The organism is Clostridium sp., from assembly GCF_021372645.1.
Taxonomy (GTDB): domain Bacteria; phylum Bacillota; class Clostridia; order Clostridiales; family Clostridiaceae; genus Clostridium.
On the sequence record NZ_JAJFUC010000089.1, the window covers coordinates 1 to 19,591 of the forward strand.

The following is a 19,591-nucleotide window of genomic DNA, read 5'->3' on the forward strand; positions in this document are numbered from 1 at the left end:
GATCCAACTCCACTCTCATAATCCATTAAAATTTTATACTTTTCATCCACTGCATATCTAGATCTTTTAGACATCAAAATACTCCCTTTCAAGTAACGGATTTTTATTTTTTAATCTGTCTACCTTAAAGGGAGCATATCATTTCTGAGTATACGGTATTTAATTATTTATTTTTTATTGTACATACTATACATGTATCAATTATACTTGTATTCCAACTATATTAGGTAATCTAATATTTGTTTATTATTAATTATCCATGTTTCTTTTCAGCAACTTATTCAGCAGGCTTAGTTACATGAACTACCCCGTGTGGATGTTGTGGTGGTGCATAGATAGAGTATACTTTAAGTGGTTTATTGCCCGTATTAATAACATTGTGCCAAGTACCAGCAGGTATCATAATTGCAAAGTCATCATATACGTTTTCTTGAAAATCTAGATTGTCTTTATTTCCTCCCATTTTAACAATTCCTTGTCCGTCTTCAATACGTATGAACTGATCAATTTGGGGATGAACTTCTAAACCTATGTCATCACCAACCTTGATACTCATCAATGTAACTTGAAGATTGTTTCCTGTCCATAAACCAATACGGTAATTATTGTTTTGCTTGGTGGCCTCATTAATATTAACTACGAAAGGTTGTGCCCCATAATCTTTCAATACAATTGGCACATTGTCCATTAATCTCGAATTATCTTCCGCTTCCTCATCAACTGGAACATAATGGTCATAAGAATAAGGAGACGGATAAGTTCTATAATCATTATAAATACCCTCTTGGTTATAATCACAATAAGGGCATGGTTGCAATCTATGAGTATTATTCATATTGTTTCTTCCTTCTATAATATTTCAAATTTATAATATGCTTTAGTTTTTTAAAGTGTTCTTATAATCATTGTGAAATAGAATAGGTACGGCTTTGATTGTATAATTTCCAACCTTTGCACGAAATTTATAAACTTCTTTTCCTTTGTTACCATTAGTCGATTACTCACCTCATGATTTTCATCTTTCCTTGCTAACATTTCATTGAAAACAAGTCCTCAATGCTATCAGCTTACCACGTTCCAATAATCATATCCTTACATATACTCTTAGGTAATTCCTTTAAGCCTGTTTGCTTGATACTGCCTGTAACATTTGACTTTTCAGATTATCAGTTCTACTAATTCATTCGAGTTAGTAGCTAATCTTTTCAATTAGCAACGTATCGCACTACCGCATTATTCAATTTTCAATTAATCAGTAACTATTCAGCTATAGTAAATTAATTATTTTGAGAATATAATTTCAGGTATGATAAATAGGGGTATCAACTTACAATTAATACCCCAAACACTATTTCTCTATAAAAAAAATTTTGCTTTGCTCAACCTTTTTAAAATTAACACTTCCACTTACTTACGATATAGCAGAACCACGGTCTCCACATGAGGAGTATTGGGAAACATATCCTTCACCTTAGTTTGAATCACTTCGTATCCTCTTTCTGTGAGTACCTTAAGGTCAGTGACTAATGTTTTGGGATTGCATGAAACATATATTATTTCTGGTGCATTGAATTTAATTACATAGTCAAGAGCTTTAGGATGCACTCCACTTCTTGGTGGATCTAGAATTATTATGTCTGGTTTATCTTTTACCTTTTTTATGATTTCTGCTACGTCTCCAGCTAAGAATTCGCAGTTATCTAATCCATTTAATTTAGCATTTTCCTTAGCTGCTTCAACTGCTTCTTCTATAAGTTCAATTCCAATAACTTTTTTTGCATTTGGAGCTACTATTTGACCAATTGTTCCTGTACCACAATAGAGATCAAATACAACTTTATTTTCACTATTGCCCATAAACTCTTTAACTATTGAATAAAGGCTTTCTGCACCTTTTGTATTTGTTTGGAAAAACGAGAATGGTGATATATTAAATTGTAGTCCAAGTACAGTTTCTCTAATATAATCTTTACCATATAATAAATTAACCTTTTCAGGTATTACTGCATCAGATAATGAATCATTTTCTGTATGTAATATTGATACAAGATTTCCTTTATAGCTTAGGCTTCTTAATAACTTAACATACTCAGTCAAATCAAAGTCAATTTGAGTTGTTGTTACTAGATTTACTAGTATCTCTCCTGTATTTTCAGCTTTTCTTATTACTAAATTTCTTAAATATCCTTCTGCTTTCATTATTCTATAATATGGTAAGTCTTGTTTACCAAAATAATCTGCAGTTAGTTTAATAATTTTTCTATAATCCTCATCAATAATTTGGCAATTATCTACAGTTAGTATTCCAAAAGATTTTCCTCTAATGTGCATCCCTAGTGATAGAGGTGCACCCTTAGCTTCATCACCAAAAGTAAATTCCATCTTGTTTCTATATTCCCATTGATTTGAACTTCCTTGAATCCCCAAGTATTCGCCTGTTGTAATGTCTGCATCCTTAAATAAATCTTTGACTTCTTCACTTAGAAATTCTAATTGGGTATCATATGGTATACTTTGTGATGAACAGCCTCCACAAATTCCAAAATGAGAGCATGGTGCTTCAATTTCATATTCTGCTTTTTCATCTACAGATAATAACTTAATTTCTGCATGATCTTCTCTCTTCTTTTTTACTCTTCCTGTTATTGTTTGACCAGGAAATGCATTTTTAACATATATTATTTTATCTTCTGCATAACCTATTCCTGTTGATGGAAATTGTGATTTTTCTATTTTAACTCTTAGATCGCTTCCTCTTCTCATTATTTACTCCTAATTGTATTAATATTTTTTATTATATTTATTTATATTATTATTTTAGCCTTAAGAAAATAGAAGAATATAAAAATATTTTTATATTCTATCCTTTGTTCAATGGTTAATTAAAAAAGTTAATTAATATTTAGTATCTTCTTTGCAATAGTATTTTTTGCCTTACTCTTCTCCATTATTGGAGCATAAATGCAGTTTAAAATAAAATATATAATTCCACCTGCTAACACTGTTGCCCCTGTTCCTTTTACAAACATATATCCGAATAACCTCAACACCATATCACATAATAATACTAAAACTGCAGAAGCTGCAACTAATAATGTTTGATCAAGAATAGTGGCTAAAATTAACTTAGTACATGAATTTTCCTTCTCATCTTTGTCGTTATTCTCATCATTTATCAATTTTTCAATTTCAACATTTGTATTTCCTTCCATGATATTCTGATTTTCAGAATTTGTCTGAGTTTCAGTACTTTCCATATTTGAAGTTTGAACTTCAGTTTCTTCTACCTCACTCTTTATTTCGTTTTCTTTTATATTGTCTTTTCCCAACAAAGTTTCCCCCTTATAATCTACTCCATACTCATTTCTGCATCTGCAAATTCATATTTTTTCGTAGATAATTTATATATAATACACGTTTGGGTGGCTATAATTTCTTCTTTTAAGCCATCTATTGTGTTATTTATCTCAACTTCTGTATCTCCTTTTTTTAATTTATCAATTATTTCTTTATTTATATTAGAATAATCTCTATTTTCTTGATCCGTAAATGCTTGTATGTACTTATTAAAGGATGTTTTTCCCAAATCAAAATTATTATTTTTTATAGCATTTTTACTATCAAAATTCAAACTTAACTTTAAGCTTATGTCTCCACTTTCTAACTTTTCACCATATGTTTTCATTCCAAAATACATACTTTCAATTTTGTTTGCTTCTGGCTTCTCATTATCAAAGTATATTGAATTATCATTGATGGACTCATTGTCTTCTTTCCTTATTTTTTCATCCTTCGTATATTTTACCCCTAATTCTTTTGTTATACTCTCTATTTTGGATAATTTTCCTTTAAAAAGCTTTTGTGTTTCTTCTAGTGTATACTTTTTTGCCCATTTCCCTTCTAAATTTGCATCATTCTTATCAGAATTATCTTCCGCTCCTGTTGCTGTTTCAGTTTTCTTTTCTACATTACTACCTAAACTTTTGCACCCTATTAATGAAGTTGCTATGATTAAACTCGTTACTATACTGATAATTTTCTTAGACAAAAAATCCTCCCCTTTTTACAGATGTTATTTATATTTATTATAAATTGTTTAATAATATCTCATCCATGTATAAATCTATTTAAAACATATATTATAACAATTAATTAATACATAACAAACTAATATAACAATCTTATCACTTTTGTATTACAACTATGTGTCAATATTATACTTTTGGGTTTGTTTACATATTTTTATAATCTTAGTAGTGATTTAAAGTTTATTTTATATAATTAAGTCACATGTATTTCTATTATATATTTTTTTATCATTCCGCGCAATTATAACCATTTTAATAATTCGAAATGTAGATACCCAGCTTTTTAACTAATTATTCTAAACTATTTAAAATGTCCTATGCTTAAAATCATATTTTAAGAAATGTTTATAAATAATAAATTCAAAGGCTTAAATGTAATATCAAAAAAGAATTAAAATAAATATTATTTTTAAGTTTCTATTTGTTCCTTTATTCTTTCAAACATCTTTTCGCCAATTCCAGTTACATTTTTTATATCTTCTTTTGATTTGAAGCCCCCATTTTGTTCTCTGTATTCAATTATGCTTTTAGCTTTTGAATCACCTATTCCATTTAATGTTTTCAGTTGTTCTATTGTTGCTGTGTTTATATTTACTATAGAATTGGTAACTCCTTGATTATTACTTGTATTTAATTCTGAATTTGTATTTCTGTCTTCTTTGGTTATATCACTTTTATTTGCAATATAAACCAACTCATGATTTTGTAACTTTTTTGCTCTATTTATATTACTTAAATCTGCATTTTCAGTAAGTCCACCAGCTGCTTCTATAAGCTCTTTTATTATAGCATTTTCATTCAATGTATACACATCTGGTTTTTTTACCTCACCTTTAATTTCTACCACTATGCTTTTATCCTTTATTGGAATAGTTACTTCTTTATTAGTTGTGCTAATACTATTATTGTTTGCTGTTCCTGCTGATGTATCAGTATCTTCCATTTCGTCAACAAAAATACTTTCTGTATCATTTTTCTTTAATTCTTTAAATCCAGATTTTAAATATAAAGTTCCAAATGCAATTAATACAATAATTAATATAATAAACATGCCTATTTTTTTCTTATCCTTTAGCAATTTTTGTATCATTTTTTGTCTCCTTGGCATACTATTTCTAGAAAACTTATATTTCTCTTTTACATATTGTTTCCATTTTTATTATACTTTAGACTATTATTGGAATTAATATTAACTTTTATATAGCATAATTCTAATTTTTTTGATAGAATATATTTTAATGTAACTAAAATATTTAATATATATGTTGTATCAACGAATCAATATAAAAATATCTAATAATAACTCAATTTAGTTAAAATTCACATTACAACATATATGGCATGGAGAATTTTATGAGAAGAATTTTAAAAACACTTAATATAATATTTTTATTTCTATTTTTCCTTACGTATATTAATGTACAAGCAGAGACAACTTCCCTTCAAATTAATGCTGAAGGATGTGTCTTAATAGATGCGTCTACTGGTGAAGTATTATATGGTAAAAATGAAGAAAAAGTTTTAGAGCCTGCTTCAACAACTAAAGTAATAACTGCACTTATAACTTTAGAAAAGTGCAAACTAGATGATGAAGTTACAGTTCAGGAAGACTTTACAAAAATAGATGGAACTACTATTGGACTATTAAAAGGCGATGTATTAACTGTGCGTGATTTACTTCTAGGTCTTCTTTTAGAATCTGGAAACGATTGTGCAAATGCTTTAGCTGATCATATATCCGGAAATATAACTGAGTTTTCTAAACTTATGAATGCTAAAGCAAAAGAACTTGGAGCCTTACATACAAACTTTAAAAATCCAAGTGGATTACCAGATCCAGAACATACAACAACAGCACATGATTTAGCATTGTTTTTAAAAGAAGCTATAAATAATAAAGATTATATTGATATTTCTACGACTCCATTTTATACAATAACACTGAAAAATAATCCTGCAAAATCTATCATAATAAACAATAAAAACTATATGATTAATAAAAATTCTAGATATTATTATCCTTTTGCCATATGTGGTAAAAATGGATATACAACTAAATCAAATCAAACTTATGTGGCTGCTGCTGAAAAGGATGGCCATGTACTTGTAGCTGCCTTTTTAAATGCACTTAATAAGGATCAAAATTTTCATGACATGCAAACTGTTTTTAATTATGGCTTTGATAATTATTCTTTAGTACATCTTTATAAGAAAGGTGATCAAATTTCAGAATATAAAATAAATAATGAACTTACAATACCCGTTATAAGTGCAAAGAATATAGATTATATTGTTCCTAAAGGAAAAGAGAATACAATATCTTCCAAGATTAAAATAGAAGATACTGATTTAAGTAAAAAATCTTTTAATAAAGGTGATCCTATATTAAAAGGAACAGTTTATGTAAATGATAAAGAATACATAACTGTTGATTTAGAAGCTGGAGTTTCTAGATCTTATGAACCTCTAATTTCAGTTAAAGCTTTATCTCAAAAATATAACATTCCAATTTATATTGGATCTAGTGTTGCTATTTTAGCTGGATTATTTGGTTTAATAAGATTTATAAATAATAAATTTTTAAAATAACCGAGCTATTTTAAAGTGAATTAATTGCTTTAAATTATTTTAATTTATTTATTAATTCCTTCATATCTTGTGGAAGTTCTGATTTAAGTGAAAGCATTTCTCCAGTTCTTGGAGATTTAAAATTTAGTGCATAAGCATGTAGTGCTTGCCTCTTTATTAATTCTTCTTCCTCTTCTCCATGTCCATATAAAGTATCCCCATAAATCGGATGGCCAATGCTACTTAAATGTACTCTAATTTGATGTGTTCTTCCTGTTTCAAGCTTACATTCAACTAAACTTGCATTTTCAAAATTTTCAATAACCTTATAATGAGTTATACTTCTTTGACCTCTTTCATCTATTATTCTCCTAATTCCATTTTCAATTCCTTCTGGCTTGTATATTGGTAAATCAATGGTTCCAGAATCTTTTTCTAAATTATCATGAACTATTGCTAAATACCTTTTCTCAACTTTATTTTCGCTCATTTCCTTTGATAGTGTTCCATGTGCGAATTGATTTTTAGCAATTATAATAAGTCCTGACGTGTTCATATCCAATCTAGAGACTAATCTAACTATACAGTTTTGATTACTTTCCATAAAGTAATTTATTAGTCCATTAGCAAGAGTTCCACTTTGATAATTTTTAGTTGGATGAACTACCATAAAAGGTTTTTTATTAACTACTAATATATCTTCATCTTCATAAATTCTATCTATATCCATCTTTTCTGGAGCTATATCTTGACTTTCATCTTTTGCTAAATCAATTTTTATAATTTCTCCAGCATTTAATATATGATTCATTTTTACCACTTCACCATTAACAAATATCCTTTTATCAATGGAAGCACTTCGTATTAATCTTGTTGATAATCCAAGCTCAGTTTTTAAATATTCTCTTATTTTAGTTCCTTCTTCTATCTTAATAATCTTTTTTTCTAAAATACTCATTTAATTTATCTACTCCTCATGTAACTGAATGATGAATGGATATTTTACTTATTCACCAAATGTTTTAAAATCTTTACCTAAAATTATGATTACATCATACTCATTATATTCTTGCTTATTATCTTTTTTATCACTATCTTTAATATTTAAATCTTGTTTAATAGTTTTTAATTTATCACTGTCATTAGCAAGTATTATACTCTTATCACTAATCTCAGTATTTCCTGTATCAATCTTTGTATATCCAGCATCATTCAATTCTTTTGTTACTTTAGCTGCTAATCCATTAATTTTAGTTGCATTTAATATTTTAATTCTAATATCATCTTTTGATGTATTTACAGATATATTTTTAGAAACAGAAGCTGAACTAAGTGATGATATTATATCTTTATTTACATTTTTATCAAATATTAAAAATGATTCTCCATTTATAGTCTTTGGTATTCCTGCTACTGTTAGCATTACTATATTTTCTTTTTTTATGTTCATGAATTTTAATCCATAACTTAAAATTTTAGTAGATGATATATTAGTTTCTATATTATTCCCTAAGGCTGACATTATACTCGGAACTCTAAATAATATAAAAGGACTTGTACACTTGTCAACAACTTTTGATATAAACTTTTGTTGATTTTCTATTCTATCTAAATCCCCATTAGCAAATCCACTTCCATCATTATTTTTTCTCCACCTAAAAAATTCTTCAGCTTTTTTACCATCTAAAGTTACAGTTTCTCCAGCTTTAAAATTAATATGAAGATTTTGACCTTCATCATCATAAATCATATTTCTTTCAATTTTCATTTCAATCCCCCCAATAGCATCAACAATTTCTCGGAAGGCATTATAATCTATTTTAACTATATAATTTATTTTTATATTCAACAAACTTTCAGCTTGCGATTTTATTTTAGGATATCCACCAATTGCGTAAGCTGCATTTATCTTAACATTTCTATCATTAAGATTTATTAATGTATCTCTTGGAATTGATATAATATTTAATTTCTTGTTTGTAGGATTATAATTTATCACCATTATTGTATCTGTTCTTTTAATTGATTCATTATCAACTTGCTTTGGATCTCCTATATCCATCCCAAGTAATAAAATATTTACTGGTTCATTTAATGATACATCTATGCCGCTTGGCATTGATTTACTTTCTATCTTCATTAAAGCAGAAATTCCTGATACCATTGAAATTATAATAAATGTTATTACAAGAGCTATTAATCCTAGAACTAATTTTTCGGGTATTATAGTAGAATTATCATTTTTTCTGAAAATTTTTGAAAATATTTTTTGCTTCCTTCTATTATCTGTTCTTCTCCCCATGTATCCACCCTCTTATATCTTGAGATCAGTTAATATATTTCACTAGAAATTATTTAACTTTATTCTAATTCAATGTAATTAACTACATTTTTTTAAAAATTATCCTTTAAATTTAGGATCAAATAAAAAATAATTCCTGGCTCTAATAGTGTTTTCATCAATTAGTAAATTCTTAGTTAATAAAAATTTTATACTATAAGTCAATCCATAATATACTCCCATGTCTAGACTTTCAAATGTAACTTTTCTTATGGATTCAACTCCCTCAAAGTTTCTGCTTGGTTCTACCATATCTGCAATATATATAATCTTCGTTAGAATAGACATATTTTCTTTTCCTGTAGTATGCCATCTTATTGCATCCAATATTTCTTCATCCTCAATCCCAAGTTTATCCTTAGCCTCTATATGTCCAATAATACTGTGCCATAAGTTTGCATTATTTTCTTCTACCTCTGAAAGAACAATGTTATGTTCTTTCATAATTTCTTTCATTTTATATTTAGATAAATTTTTGGCTACATCATGTGCAAGACCTGCAATTTCAGCTTTTTCTTCTACAACTCCATTTAACTTAGCTAATATTTTAGCTGTTTCTGCAACACCTAAAATATGTATATAACGTTTTTCTGTTAAATTTGCTTTAAGATATAATTTCATTTCTTCAATAGATAACAAAATTGTTCCTCCTTGTATTAGTCATTATATAATCCATTTTTATAAATAATATCCATAACTTTTAATGGTACAAAAAAGTCTATTTTTTTATTTTGATTTACTCTCTCCCTTATATCTGTTGAAGATATTTCAAGTTCTTTTAAATCTAAAATAATTATTTTCCCATTGTATTTTTTTTCTATTATTTGCTTCTTCTTTAGCATTTCTTCTTTGCTGATTCCACCTCTTGCAAAAACTACCAGGGTAGCTAATGAAAAAATCTTTTGAACATCTTTCCATTCTTCTAGACTAATTAAACAATCTGCTCCTGTTATAAAAAATAATTCTTTTTCTTGATTTTGAGCATCGTTTTTACCTTTAAAATATTGTAATGTCTCATGAGTAAAGCTAATACCTCCTTTTTCTATTTCATAACTTGAAATAGAAAATCCATCAAAGGGCTCTATTGCACTTTTAACCATTTCATATCTTAATTTAGAATCTGTTACTATATTGTTAGTTTTAAATGGTTGCTTTGCTGCGGGTATAAAAATCACTTTATCTAAACCTAATTGTTCTTTAGCTTCATAAGCTATATATAAATGTGCATTATGAATAGGATCAAATGTACCTCCTATTATACCATACCGTTTCATTAGCTTCCTCCTAAAGTAAAAATCACTATTTAAATATTATATCACGAAGTAATCTTAAATATTAAGCATATGAAAGAATATGCCTTATTTTAAATATATTAAGTTTTACAAAAAAGAAGTTGCTTCAAAATAATTTTTAAACAACTTCTTTTTATATACTAAAATTCTAAATTAAACTTACACTTTGAATATCTATTTATTTAGTTGGCAATTCTATCTTGGGCTTATTCTTTGATTGTTTATATAAAACTATCTTATTTCCAATTGCTTGAACTCCTTCACATTTAACAGCCTTACATATCATATCTGAAGTTTCTCTAGATTCTAATCCACTGTTTTCTAAAACCTTTATTTTAATTAATTCTCTAGCTTCTAATGCTTGAGAAACTTGTATTAAAAAGTTTTCTTCAACACCATTTTTGCCAATTTGAAATATTGGTGAAAGTTGATTAGCTAAGCCTCTTAAATAAGCTCTTTGTTTTCCTGTTATCATTATATTTTCCTCCTAAAATTTGTTTCAACATATATTTGTTGTATTAATTATCCTGGGGGGCTTTTTTAAATTCATTAAAGTACATATTCAAATTCAAAGTCATTTAATCTTACCATATCTCCATCTTTAATTCCCATTTCTCTAAGTTCATCAAATATACCTTTATTTCTAAGAACTTTGTGGAAATATCTTAAAGAATCTGCGTCATTTACATTAACAGCACTTAATAGTCTATCTACAAATGTACCGTTAACGACATAAACGTTATATCCCTCTTCTGCATTCTTTTCAATAGTAATATTATAAGTAAATCTCTTTTCTTCTGGTATATACATTTCATCTTCTGAAATTTCTAATTCTGTAACTGGAATTTCCTTAAGCATTCTTGCTGCTTCTTTCATTACAGCATCAACACCTTCATTTGTAGCTGCTGACATTTTAAATACCTTATCAAAGCCCATTTCTTGAACTTTCTTTTTAAACTCTTCAAAAATACTGTCATCATAAAGCATATCAGTTTTATTAGCTACTACAATTTGAGGTCTATCCCAAAGCTTAATAGAATACTTCTTTAATTCTTCGTTGATTTTAACAAAATCATCAAAAGGCTCTCTTCCTTCAACACCTGAAATATCTACTATGTGAACTAAAAGTCTAGTTCTTTCAATATGTCTTAAAAATTGTATTCCAAGACCAACACCTTCTGCTGCACCTTCAATAATACCTGGGATATCTGCCATAACAAATGGTTCAATTCCATCTACTGCAACAACTCCTAAGTTAGGTTTTATAGTAGTAAAATGATAATTTGCAATCTTTGGTTTTGCTTTTGTTGTCATAGAAAGTAATGTTGACTTTCCTACATTAGGAAATCCTAGTAGTCCAACGTCTGCAAGTAACTTTAATTCTAGAATTATATTTAGTTCCTCTCCCGGCATTCCTGGTTCTGCGTAGTGAGGTGCCTGTTTAATAGGCGTAGCAAACTTAGCGTTACCTTTTCCACCTTTTCCACCTTTTAATAGTACTAATTTTTGACCTTTATGAGAAAGATCTGCAATTATTTTATTAGTTTCAGCTTCTCTTATGATTGTTCCCATTGGTACTTTTATAAAAAGATCTTTACCATCTTTTCCATAGCACTTAGAACCACCACCTTTTTCACCTTCTTCTGCAACAAATCTCTTTTTATATTTAAAATCTAATAATGTAGTTATACTAGTATCAACTTGGAAAATGATGCTACCACCTTTTCCTCCATCTCCTCCATCTGGTCCACCTAATGGTACATACTTTTCTCTTCTAAAAGTAATAGCACCGTTACCGCCATCACCAGATTTAACGAAAACCTTGGCTATATCTATAAACATATAATCACCTTTCCTTATGTATTTTATTCTTTATCTGATATCTAGCAGCTCTAAAGCGCCCATATCCTTATATAGGAGTTTACTTAATAAGTATAATTTTTCTAAAGCATAATATAAATTATTATTCCCTAGAAAATCTCATCTTATTATATCATATTTGATTTAATATTTAATCTGAACTAAAAATTCTATTTTTTACTTATATTTAAAAAAGCACTCTTAAACTAAGAGTGCTTTTTTTCTAAAGTAATTATTCAGCTATTGCTTCAACGTTTATTGGGTAAACACTTGCTTTTTTCTTATCTCTACCAAGTCTTTCGAATTTAACAACTCCATCAACTTTAGCAAATAAAGTATCATCTTTACCTCTTCCAACATTTTCACCTGGGTGGATTTTAGTTCCTCTTTGTCTATAAAGAATGTTTCCAGCAAGAACAAATTCTCCATCAGCAGCTTTAGCTCCTAATCTTTGTGCTGCAGAGTCTCTACCATTCTTAGAACTACCAACTCCCTTTTTATGAGCGAATAATTGAAGGTTCATAATTAGCATGTGACTACACCTCCTCTTTTATTAAAATTATATATTCTCTACGTTTCTTTTCCCCTACTATTTGATCAAATCCTAAAATTACACTTTCCAAGCTTTTTTCAAAAGTTTTTAACAACACTTGAGCTTGGTTTAGTTCTTCTAAATTAAAATCTTGAAGATCTAATTTTAAGTATCCATCTTTGATTTCGTAAGTTGAATTAAGTTTTAAAACTTCATCCAATCCAATGATTACACTTTGAGACAACACTGCAACAGAATTACATATTAAATCAAATGCTTCTCCTACTAAAGCAGGATCAGTTGAAAAATTCCTGTCATCACACAACGCATGACCATTCATTACAAATCCAACAATATTATTATTATGTTGTTTGATTTTTACTTTAACCATAATTTTATTAAGCTTCGATCTTTTCGATTACTAGCTTAGTGTAAGGTTGTCTGTGTCCATTCTTTCTTCTATAGTCCTTTTTAGACTTATATTTGAAAACTATAACCTTTTTTGCCTTACCTTGTGCTGCAACCTTAGCTACAACTTTAGCTCCTTCAACTACTGGTGCACCAATTTTGATACCTTCGTCAGTTCCTACAGCTAAAACTTCGTTTAATTCAACTGTTGAGTCAACATCAGCGATAAGTTTTTCAACGTATATTACGTCTCCTTCTTGAACTCTGTATTGTTTTCCTCCTGTTGCTAATACTGCGTACATTAAAACACCTCCTCATAACGGTCTCGCCACTTTTGGTACAAAGATTTAACTTTGTTTTATTTAAACCTTACGTGCGCGGTCTACAAAAGCCATTTTACCACAATATTCTCGTCTTGTAAAGGATAAAATTAAAAATTAATGAATAATTTATTGATTAATGATGAATAATTTCTGAATGAAATTCCTACGAAATTTCTATATTTCTAGTTTATATGATTTTTAATTCTTAACTATTCATGATTTTAACATTTTTCTATAGCTATAACTTTATAGTCTTTTAAATTATCCTTCTGTCCTTGAAATATAAGTGGTTCGATTTTGTAGCCTTCTATCCCATCTACATAGTTTAAGTATATTTCTTTATCTAAAGCTTCTATCTCTTTTATAAAATCGAAAATATCTTCTTTGATTCTATCCTTATAAACACTATCTATTTGTATATGGAAACAATTTATTGAGTTTTCTTCTTGCATTCTTATTATTTCATTTTTTATAAGACCTTCAATATATGATAATTTTAAGAGTATTCCTTTCCCTTTGCATATAATACATTCTTCTTCCATGTACTCATATATGCTCTTCCCTTGCCTTTTTCTAGAAATTTGAACTAAATCTAACTGAGTGAATGGAAATATTTTTACGTTACCTTTATCTAATTTCAAGCTTTCTTTTAGAGCATCCATTACAATCTCTTTTTGACTCTTATCTCTCATATCAATAAAATCTATAACTATAATCCCACTTAAATTTCTAAGCCTTATTTGTTTTCCTATTTCTTTGGCTGCTTCTAAATTAGTTTCTAAAATGGTTTTATCGAAACTCTTTTCTTTTATATTTTTCCCACTATTAACATCAACAACATACATTGCTTCTGTTTTATCTATTACTATGTAACCACCACATGGCAAATTAACTTTATTATGTCTTAGTTTTAATAATTCTTTTTCCAATCCATAAAAATCAAAAAGGCCTCTATAACCTTCATATTTTTCTAATTTAAAGTTCTCTTCACCTTTGATAAAGTGAGATATTTTTTCAAAATCCATGTCATTGTTCACATAAACTTTTGTAACTTCTTCTCCAATAGAATTTATTAAAAGCTTAGATAAACTTAAATCTTCACCATAAAGTTTTTTCAAACCTAATGAATATCTCATCTTTTTGTCTATATTTTCAAACTCACCATAAAGTTTATTTATTTCATTTTTAAGAATTTCTAAACTTACATTAGCGCCTTCTGTTCTTATTGTGATGCACACATCTTTTAGGGGTTCAACATTCTCTAAAATTTCTTTTTTCTTTTCTTTATTCTCTATTCTTTTAGAAAATTCTATTCCTTCCTTATAACAATTTAAGACAATATATTTCCCAGGAATTGAAACTTTAGAAGTCAATTTAGCACCCTTATCATTAAGAGGCTCTTTTATAACTTCCACTAATATTTCCTCACCCTTTTTTATGCCTTTTGCCTTAAGTTCATCGCTGTAATACATATACCCTTCTTTATCTAATCCTAGCTCAACAAATATGGAATTTATAGCTGGAAGAATATTTTTAATTCTTCCTTTATAAATTTCTCCTGTTATAGGTTCATTTTTCTTTTCTTCTACAATACTTTCTATTAATTCATTATTAGATTTAACAGCTATCCTTAAAAGCTTTTCTCTTCTCTCAATAAAAATCTCTTTCATATCAACACACCTCATTCAATTGACAATTAACGCTGAAATTACTCCGTAACTTCTCTAATTAATCTGAATTTATCTATTATTTCTACTAAATCTCTAAAAGAGATTTACATAAAATATAATTTTGAAAAAACATTGTTTTTTCTTCATTAATTGTCAATTGTCATATACACTTATATAGTGGCACAAGTTTTTCGTTAATGTAAAAATACATTTCTTCTCTTTTTATATTAACGAAGGCATCTAAGAGTACATTTGAAGTTTTTTCTTGAATATAGCTAACTAGTAAATCTGCACTTAAATGTTCTCTGCTTCCTGTACTTATTAATACATTAAGTATCAAAAATTCATCCTTAATCCAAAAGTTAAATTCCTTAATTAAAGTTTTTAAATTAACTTCTCTCTCACCTTTTTTACTTTTCTTTATAGTAGTCCAAGCATCAGCTTCTAAAAGATTAGTCATTTCTTCTTCTAATTCCGAAACATCAAAATATTTCATTTTTATTGTATATCTCGCTGCATCAATCAATGCCATAGCTTGAGGAACTTTTTTGTCGCCTGGAGTATAAGGAATTGCAAGTGCACTTATGTATTTTATCCCACTTGGGGCAGTTGCATTCAATTTATCCACAATTTCTTGTTCATTCATCTCAGTTGTTAACACCATATCCATATATTCACCATTTGAACATACTCCAACAGATAAAGGTTGTGCTATTGATGTATTCATATGTGGATTAAATCCTTGTGAAAATTCTACTGGAAGTCCTGCTCTTCTAATATTTTTTTGAATAGTTTTAAGTACATCTAAATGAGATATGAACTTAATATTTTCTTCTTTTGTAAATTTAGTTAAGTATCGCACCTTCAAAACACTCCCCATCTTTAAAGTTTGCATTAATCCCACATCCTGTACATCCTTTTCTACAGTTTTGAGTTAATTCTGCTTTCTTTGCTTTTTCGCTTTCTACTTCTAAATATTTTCTATTTACTCCAATATCAATGAAATCCCATGGTAATACTTCATCATAAGTTCTTTCTCTATATGCATAAAAATCTACATCTAAATTGCATTCTTCCATAGATTCCATCCATATTCTATAGTTAAAATATTGACCCCATCCATCAAATTTAGCCCCTTTTTCAAATGCCTTAATTAAAACATCACATAATCTTCTGTCACCTCTTGCAAACACAGATTCCATAATAGATGTCTTTTGTTCATGGTAATTATAAACTATACATTTTGATTTAATTGCACCCTTAACAGCATTAATCTTTTCATTTACATCTTGAAGTCTTGCCATAGGAGCCCATTGGAATGGTGTAAATGGCTTAGGGATAAGTATTGATGTACTTACTGTAAGTCTCAACCCCTTGTAATCACCTTTTTTCTTAGGAACTGCTTTATATTCATCAACAATTTTTTCTGCGAGTTCTCCGATTCCTATACAATCTTCAAGTTCTTCATAAGGAAGCCCAACCATAAAGTAAAGCTTAAGAGTCTTCCAGCCTGCTTCAAAAGCATCTCTAGCTGCATCTAAAATTTTATCTTCTGTAAGTCCCTTATTTATTATATCTCTCATTCTTTGAGATCCTGCTTCTGGCGCAAAAGTTAATCCACTCTTTCTTACCTTTTGTATATCCTTAAGTAAATCAACTGAAAAAGCATCAACTCTAATTGAAGGAAGCGCAATTCCAACTCTATTTTCTTCATGTTCTTCCATTAAATCTGTAATTAATCCCTTTATATCAGAATAATCACATGTGCTTAATGAAGAAAGAGAAATTTCTTCATATCCTGTATTCTTAACTAATTCTCTAGCTAACTCTACAAGATCTTCTTTTTTCTTCTCTCTAACTGGCCTATAAAGCATTCCAGCTTGACAAAATCTACATCCATTTGTGCATCCTCTAAATACTTCTAAAACTATTCTGTCATGAACAATTTCTGAATAAGGAACTATAATATTTGTTGGAAAATCAACCTTTGTATAGTTATTTATGATTCTCTTTTTAATAGTTTTAGGAACATCATCATACTTTGGTTTAAATTCTTTTATGGTATTATCTTCATTATAAATAACATCATATAATGAAGGTACATATATTCCTTGAATCTTAGATATTTCTCTTAAGAATTCTTTCTTTTTTCCTTTTCCTTTATACTTTTTATAAACATCCAAAACATCATTCATCATTTCTTCGCCTTCACCAATTTCAAAGAAATCAACTATATCATATAGTGGCTCTGGATTATATGCACAAGGACCTCCTGCCATAACTATAGGTTCATCTTCGCCTCTTTCAGATGCTCTTATAGTAATATCAGACATATCTAACATATTTAAAATATTTGTAAAACTCATTTCATATTGAAGAGTAAAGCCTAAAATATGAAATTCCTTTAAAGAATCTTTAGTCTCCAACGTGAATAATGGAATATCATTCTTTCTAAGTTGCACTTCCATATCTGGCCATGGTGCAAATGCTCTTTCGCAATATGTATCTTGTCTTGCATTTAAAGTATGATAAAGAATTCTACTTCCTAAATGAGACATACCAACTTCATAAACATCAGGAAAACAAAATGCAAATCTTATGTCAACTTCACTAAGACTCTTAACAATTTCATTTAATTCCCCACCAGTATATCTACTTGGTTTTTCAACCTTATATAAAATATCATCTGAAATTTTATTCATTAATATATTTCCTCCTTAAAAGCACATTTCTTATGTGCTAATCTCTACCTAAACATTTTTCTTTAAATTTGGATAAAATTTAAAGAAATTAAATTGTTAATAATTTACTAAATACAAAAATAATAGAAGGGCTCATTATCCTAATTAAAGAATAACTATACCTTCTATTGTTTTCTCATTTATATTATAGCAAATTTTTATTTTAACGTCTATTATTCTTAATTAAATTATACGCAATTGCGGCCACTTCAGCATTACTTGCAATATATAATGCAAATAATAATCATATTGCACAGATCTTAATCTCTTTAAATCTTTTATCTAAATTTAGATTTTGCTAATATTAAGTATATTTATCGCCTTTATTATCTATTTCTCGTATTTGCATATATTCCTCCAATGTCATATTTCCATAATACTTCAATGCTTTTAAAAGTTCATCCTCATGAATTATTCCAATGAGATCCATATCATCATTAAGAACATAAAAACTATTAAATTTATTTTTGTCAACCAAGGTTAATACATTAACTAAACCCTTTTTATAATACACAGAAATAGCTTTATTTTCTATGTATTTATATTTTTTTAACTTTCTTACCTTCCTAATCATATCTCCCATTATTATATACATAATTTTTTCTCTTTCTAAAATTGTTGTATATGTGATTAATACGACTGCAAGAAATAAACTTATGTTTACTTTATGTAATAATAGCATTATACTAAATACTAATAATAGTGTTCCTGAAATAATAAAACTAAATATTTCTGTTATTTTCTTTGCTTTTTTATATAAAAATCTTTTTGATAATAATATTTCACATACCCTTGAGCCATCTAATGGATATGCAGGGATTAAATTAAATATACCTAAACATAAATTAATGCTTACACTACTTTCAATAAATTCCCATCTAAAATAATCATAAAAAATACATATAACCCCAGCCATAAAAAGATTAAATAATGGTCCAGCTAAATATAAAATTAATTTCTTTCCTTCAGTTAATTCATCAATATCACTTAATTCAGCTTTAGCTCCTAATATACTAATATTAAAATTATTAAATTTGCACTCAAATTTACTTGCAACTATTATATGTGCAAATTCATGTAGTATTACCCATAGAAAACTAATAACAACATAGCTTTTAAAATCTCCAAGCCACATCAATATTGATAATTCTACAATCAATACTATATACCACTTTTTCATTTCCGACTCCTATAATATTGCTATTCCAAGAAAATTTGCAATGTATAAGTTATAAACTAATTCTTAGCTTCAAATGGAGTTTGCTTTATTGTAAATTATTATTGCTTTTTAAATATTCCATAAAATTCGATGCTTTTATCTTTAAATTATCTATTTTCAAATCTTCCGTAGTAAAATTACCTATCTTTAAATCTTTTCCTTGTATGTTTCCTATTTGAATTGTATTAAATGCATCTATAGACTCATTATAATTAAAATTCTGTTCTAATGTTTCCTTACATTTACTATGCATTTCTTTGACTTGAGTTGATGGAATATATTTTAATCCAACAAAAAATAATAATAAAACTGTAGCTCCTGTTAGTTCTCTAATTATTCTTTTAATAACAATATTTATCATGGTATCATTATCTTTTATATTAATCCCATATTTTGAGCTAATAGAATTATCAGCTTTTTTACCTAGCTTAAAATATTTATTGTTATCTTTCTTTCCATTAGCTGTATTATTTATGTTCTTATAATAATTTTCATAAGCTGACCTATAGCTACTCATAATACACTCCTTTAAATTCATTATCATTAAAT

Annotated in this window: 20 protein-coding genes; 1 reads left to right on the top strand and 19 read right to left on the bottom strand. The window is 27.9% G+C overall.

What is annotated here, in order from left to right; genetic code table 11:
• Positions 1–277: 277 nt before the first annotated feature.
• The 5 genes from LLF98_RS13095 to LLF98_RS13115 all read right to left on the bottom strand — a co-directional run bounded on the left by LLF98_RS13095 (position 278) and on the right by LLF98_RS13115 (position 5,178).
• Entirely contained in the window at positions 278–835 is a 558-nt protein-coding gene (locus LLF98_RS13095) for a cupin domain-containing protein (RefSeq protein WP_291704281.1), read from the bottom strand.
• Between the two features lie 572 nt (positions 836–1,407).
• On the bottom strand, positions 1,408–2,763 hold the full coding sequence (rlmD, locus tag LLF98_RS13100) for a 23S rRNA (uracil(1939)-C(5))-methyltransferase RlmD (protein ID WP_291704283.1): 1,356 nt from the start codon (positions 2,761–2,763) through the stop codon (positions 1,408–1,410).
• 128 nt (positions 2,764–2,891) lie between these two features.
• On the bottom strand, positions 2,892–3,329 hold the full coding sequence (locus tag LLF98_RS13105) for an RDD family protein (protein ID WP_291704285.1): 438 nt from the start codon (positions 3,327–3,329) through the stop codon (positions 2,892–2,894).
• Positions 3,330–3,349: 20 nt separating this feature from the next.
• Positions 3,350–4,048 (bottom strand): hypothetical protein, encoded by a 699-nt coding sequence (locus LLF98_RS13110; RefSeq protein ID WP_291704288.1) that lies wholly within the window; start codon positions 4,046–4,048, stop codon positions 3,350–3,352.
• Between the two features lie 449 nt (positions 4,049–4,497).
• On the bottom strand, positions 4,498–5,178 hold the full coding sequence (locus LLF98_RS13115) for a helix-hairpin-helix domain-containing protein (RefSeq protein WP_291704289.1): 681 nt from the start codon (positions 5,176–5,178) through the stop codon (positions 4,498–4,500).
• Positions 5,179–5,441: 263 nt separating this feature from the next.
• Between LLF98_RS13115 and LLF98_RS13120 the strand changes: the two genes are divergently transcribed.
• Positions 5,442–6,677 (top strand): D-alanyl-D-alanine carboxypeptidase family protein, encoded by a 1,236-nt coding sequence (locus tag LLF98_RS13120; RefSeq protein WP_291704291.1) that lies wholly within the window; start codon positions 5,442–5,444, stop codon positions 6,675–6,677.
• Between the two features lie 34 nt (positions 6,678–6,711).
• On the opposite strand, the gene LLF98_RS13125 is transcribed toward LLF98_RS13120, so the two are convergent.
• From LLF98_RS13125 to LLF98_RS13190, 14 genes are all read right to left on the bottom strand, one after another.
• Entirely contained in the window at positions 6,712–7,614 is a 903-nt protein-coding gene (locus LLF98_RS13125; RefSeq protein WP_291704293.1) for an RluA family pseudouridine synthase, read from the bottom strand.
• A 48-nt stretch (positions 7,615–7,662) separates the two neighbouring features.
• Positions 7,663–8,958, bottom strand: coding sequence for an LCP family protein (locus tag LLF98_RS13130; protein ID WP_291704295.1), 1,296 nt, complete (start codon positions 8,956–8,958; stop codon positions 7,663–7,665).
• Between the two features lie 99 nt (positions 8,959–9,057).
• Positions 9,058–9,636, bottom strand: coding sequence for a bis(5'-nucleosyl)-tetraphosphatase (symmetrical) YqeK (yqeK, locus tag LLF98_RS13135; protein WP_291704297.1), 579 nt, complete (start codon positions 9,634–9,636; stop codon positions 9,058–9,060).
• A gap of 17 nt (positions 9,637–9,653) precedes the next feature.
• A complete protein-coding gene (gene nadD / locus LLF98_RS13140) occupies positions 9,654–10,271 on the bottom strand; it encodes a nicotinate-nucleotide adenylyltransferase (RefSeq protein ID WP_291704300.1) in 618 nt (205 codons plus the stop codon).
• 196 nt (positions 10,272–10,467) lie between these two features.
• A complete protein-coding gene (gene yhbY, locus LLF98_RS13145; RefSeq protein WP_291704302.1) occupies positions 10,468–10,764 on the bottom strand; it encodes a ribosome assembly RNA-binding protein YhbY in 297 nt (98 codons plus the stop codon).
• Positions 10,765–10,838: 74 nt separating this feature from the next.
• Entirely contained in the window at positions 10,839–12,131 is a 1,293-nt protein-coding gene (gene obgE / locus LLF98_RS13150; protein ID WP_291704304.1) for a GTPase ObgE, read from the bottom strand.
• Between the two features lie 250 nt (positions 12,132–12,381).
• Complete coding sequence (rpmA, locus tag LLF98_RS13155) at positions 12,382–12,681, bottom strand: 50S ribosomal protein L27 (RefSeq protein WP_291704306.1); 300 nt, start codon at positions 12,679–12,681, stop codon at positions 12,382–12,384.
• Positions 12,682–12,685: 4 nt separating this feature from the next.
• Entirely contained in the window at positions 12,686–13,072 is a 387-nt protein-coding gene (locus tag LLF98_RS13160) for a ribosomal-processing cysteine protease Prp (RefSeq protein ID WP_291704308.1), read from the bottom strand.
• Between the two features lie 7 nt (positions 13,073–13,079).
• Positions 13,080–13,391, bottom strand: a complete 312-nt coding sequence (rplU, locus tag LLF98_RS13165; protein ID WP_291704310.1) for a 50S ribosomal protein L21 — start codon at positions 13,389–13,391, stop codon at positions 13,080–13,082.
• A gap of 242 nt (positions 13,392–13,633) precedes the next feature.
• A complete protein-coding gene (locus LLF98_RS13170) occupies positions 13,634–15,082 on the bottom strand; it encodes an Rne/Rng family ribonuclease (protein ID WP_291704312.1) in 1,449 nt (482 codons plus the stop codon).
• 160 nt (positions 15,083–15,242) lie between these two features.
• Positions 15,243–15,944 carry a TIGR03936 family radical SAM-associated protein gene (locus LLF98_RS13175; protein WP_291704422.1) on the bottom strand — a complete coding sequence of 234 codons (702 nt, stop codon included), beginning with the start codon at positions 15,942–15,944 and terminating at the stop codon, positions 15,243–15,245.
• The gene (locus LLF98_RS13180) at positions 15,928–17,784 is read right to left on the bottom strand and encodes a TIGR03960 family B12-binding radical SAM protein (RefSeq protein ID WP_291704314.1); all 1,857 of its coding nucleotides are present in this window, start codon (positions 17,782–17,784) and stop codon (positions 15,928–15,930) included. Before LLF98_RS13180 ends, LLF98_RS13175 begins: the two co-directional genes overlap by 17 nt.
• A 343-nt stretch (positions 17,785–18,127) precedes the next feature.
• Positions 18,128–19,003: a site-2 protease family protein gene (locus LLF98_RS13185; protein WP_291704317.1), complete on the bottom strand. Its 876-nt coding sequence runs from the start codon at positions 19,001–19,003 to the stop codon at positions 18,128–18,130.
• Between the two features lie 85 nt (positions 19,004–19,088).
• Complete coding sequence (locus LLF98_RS13190) at positions 19,089–19,559, bottom strand: hypothetical protein (RefSeq protein WP_291704319.1); 471 nt, start codon at positions 19,557–19,559, stop codon at positions 19,089–19,091.
• Between the last annotated feature and the right edge of the window lie 32 nt (positions 19,560–19,591).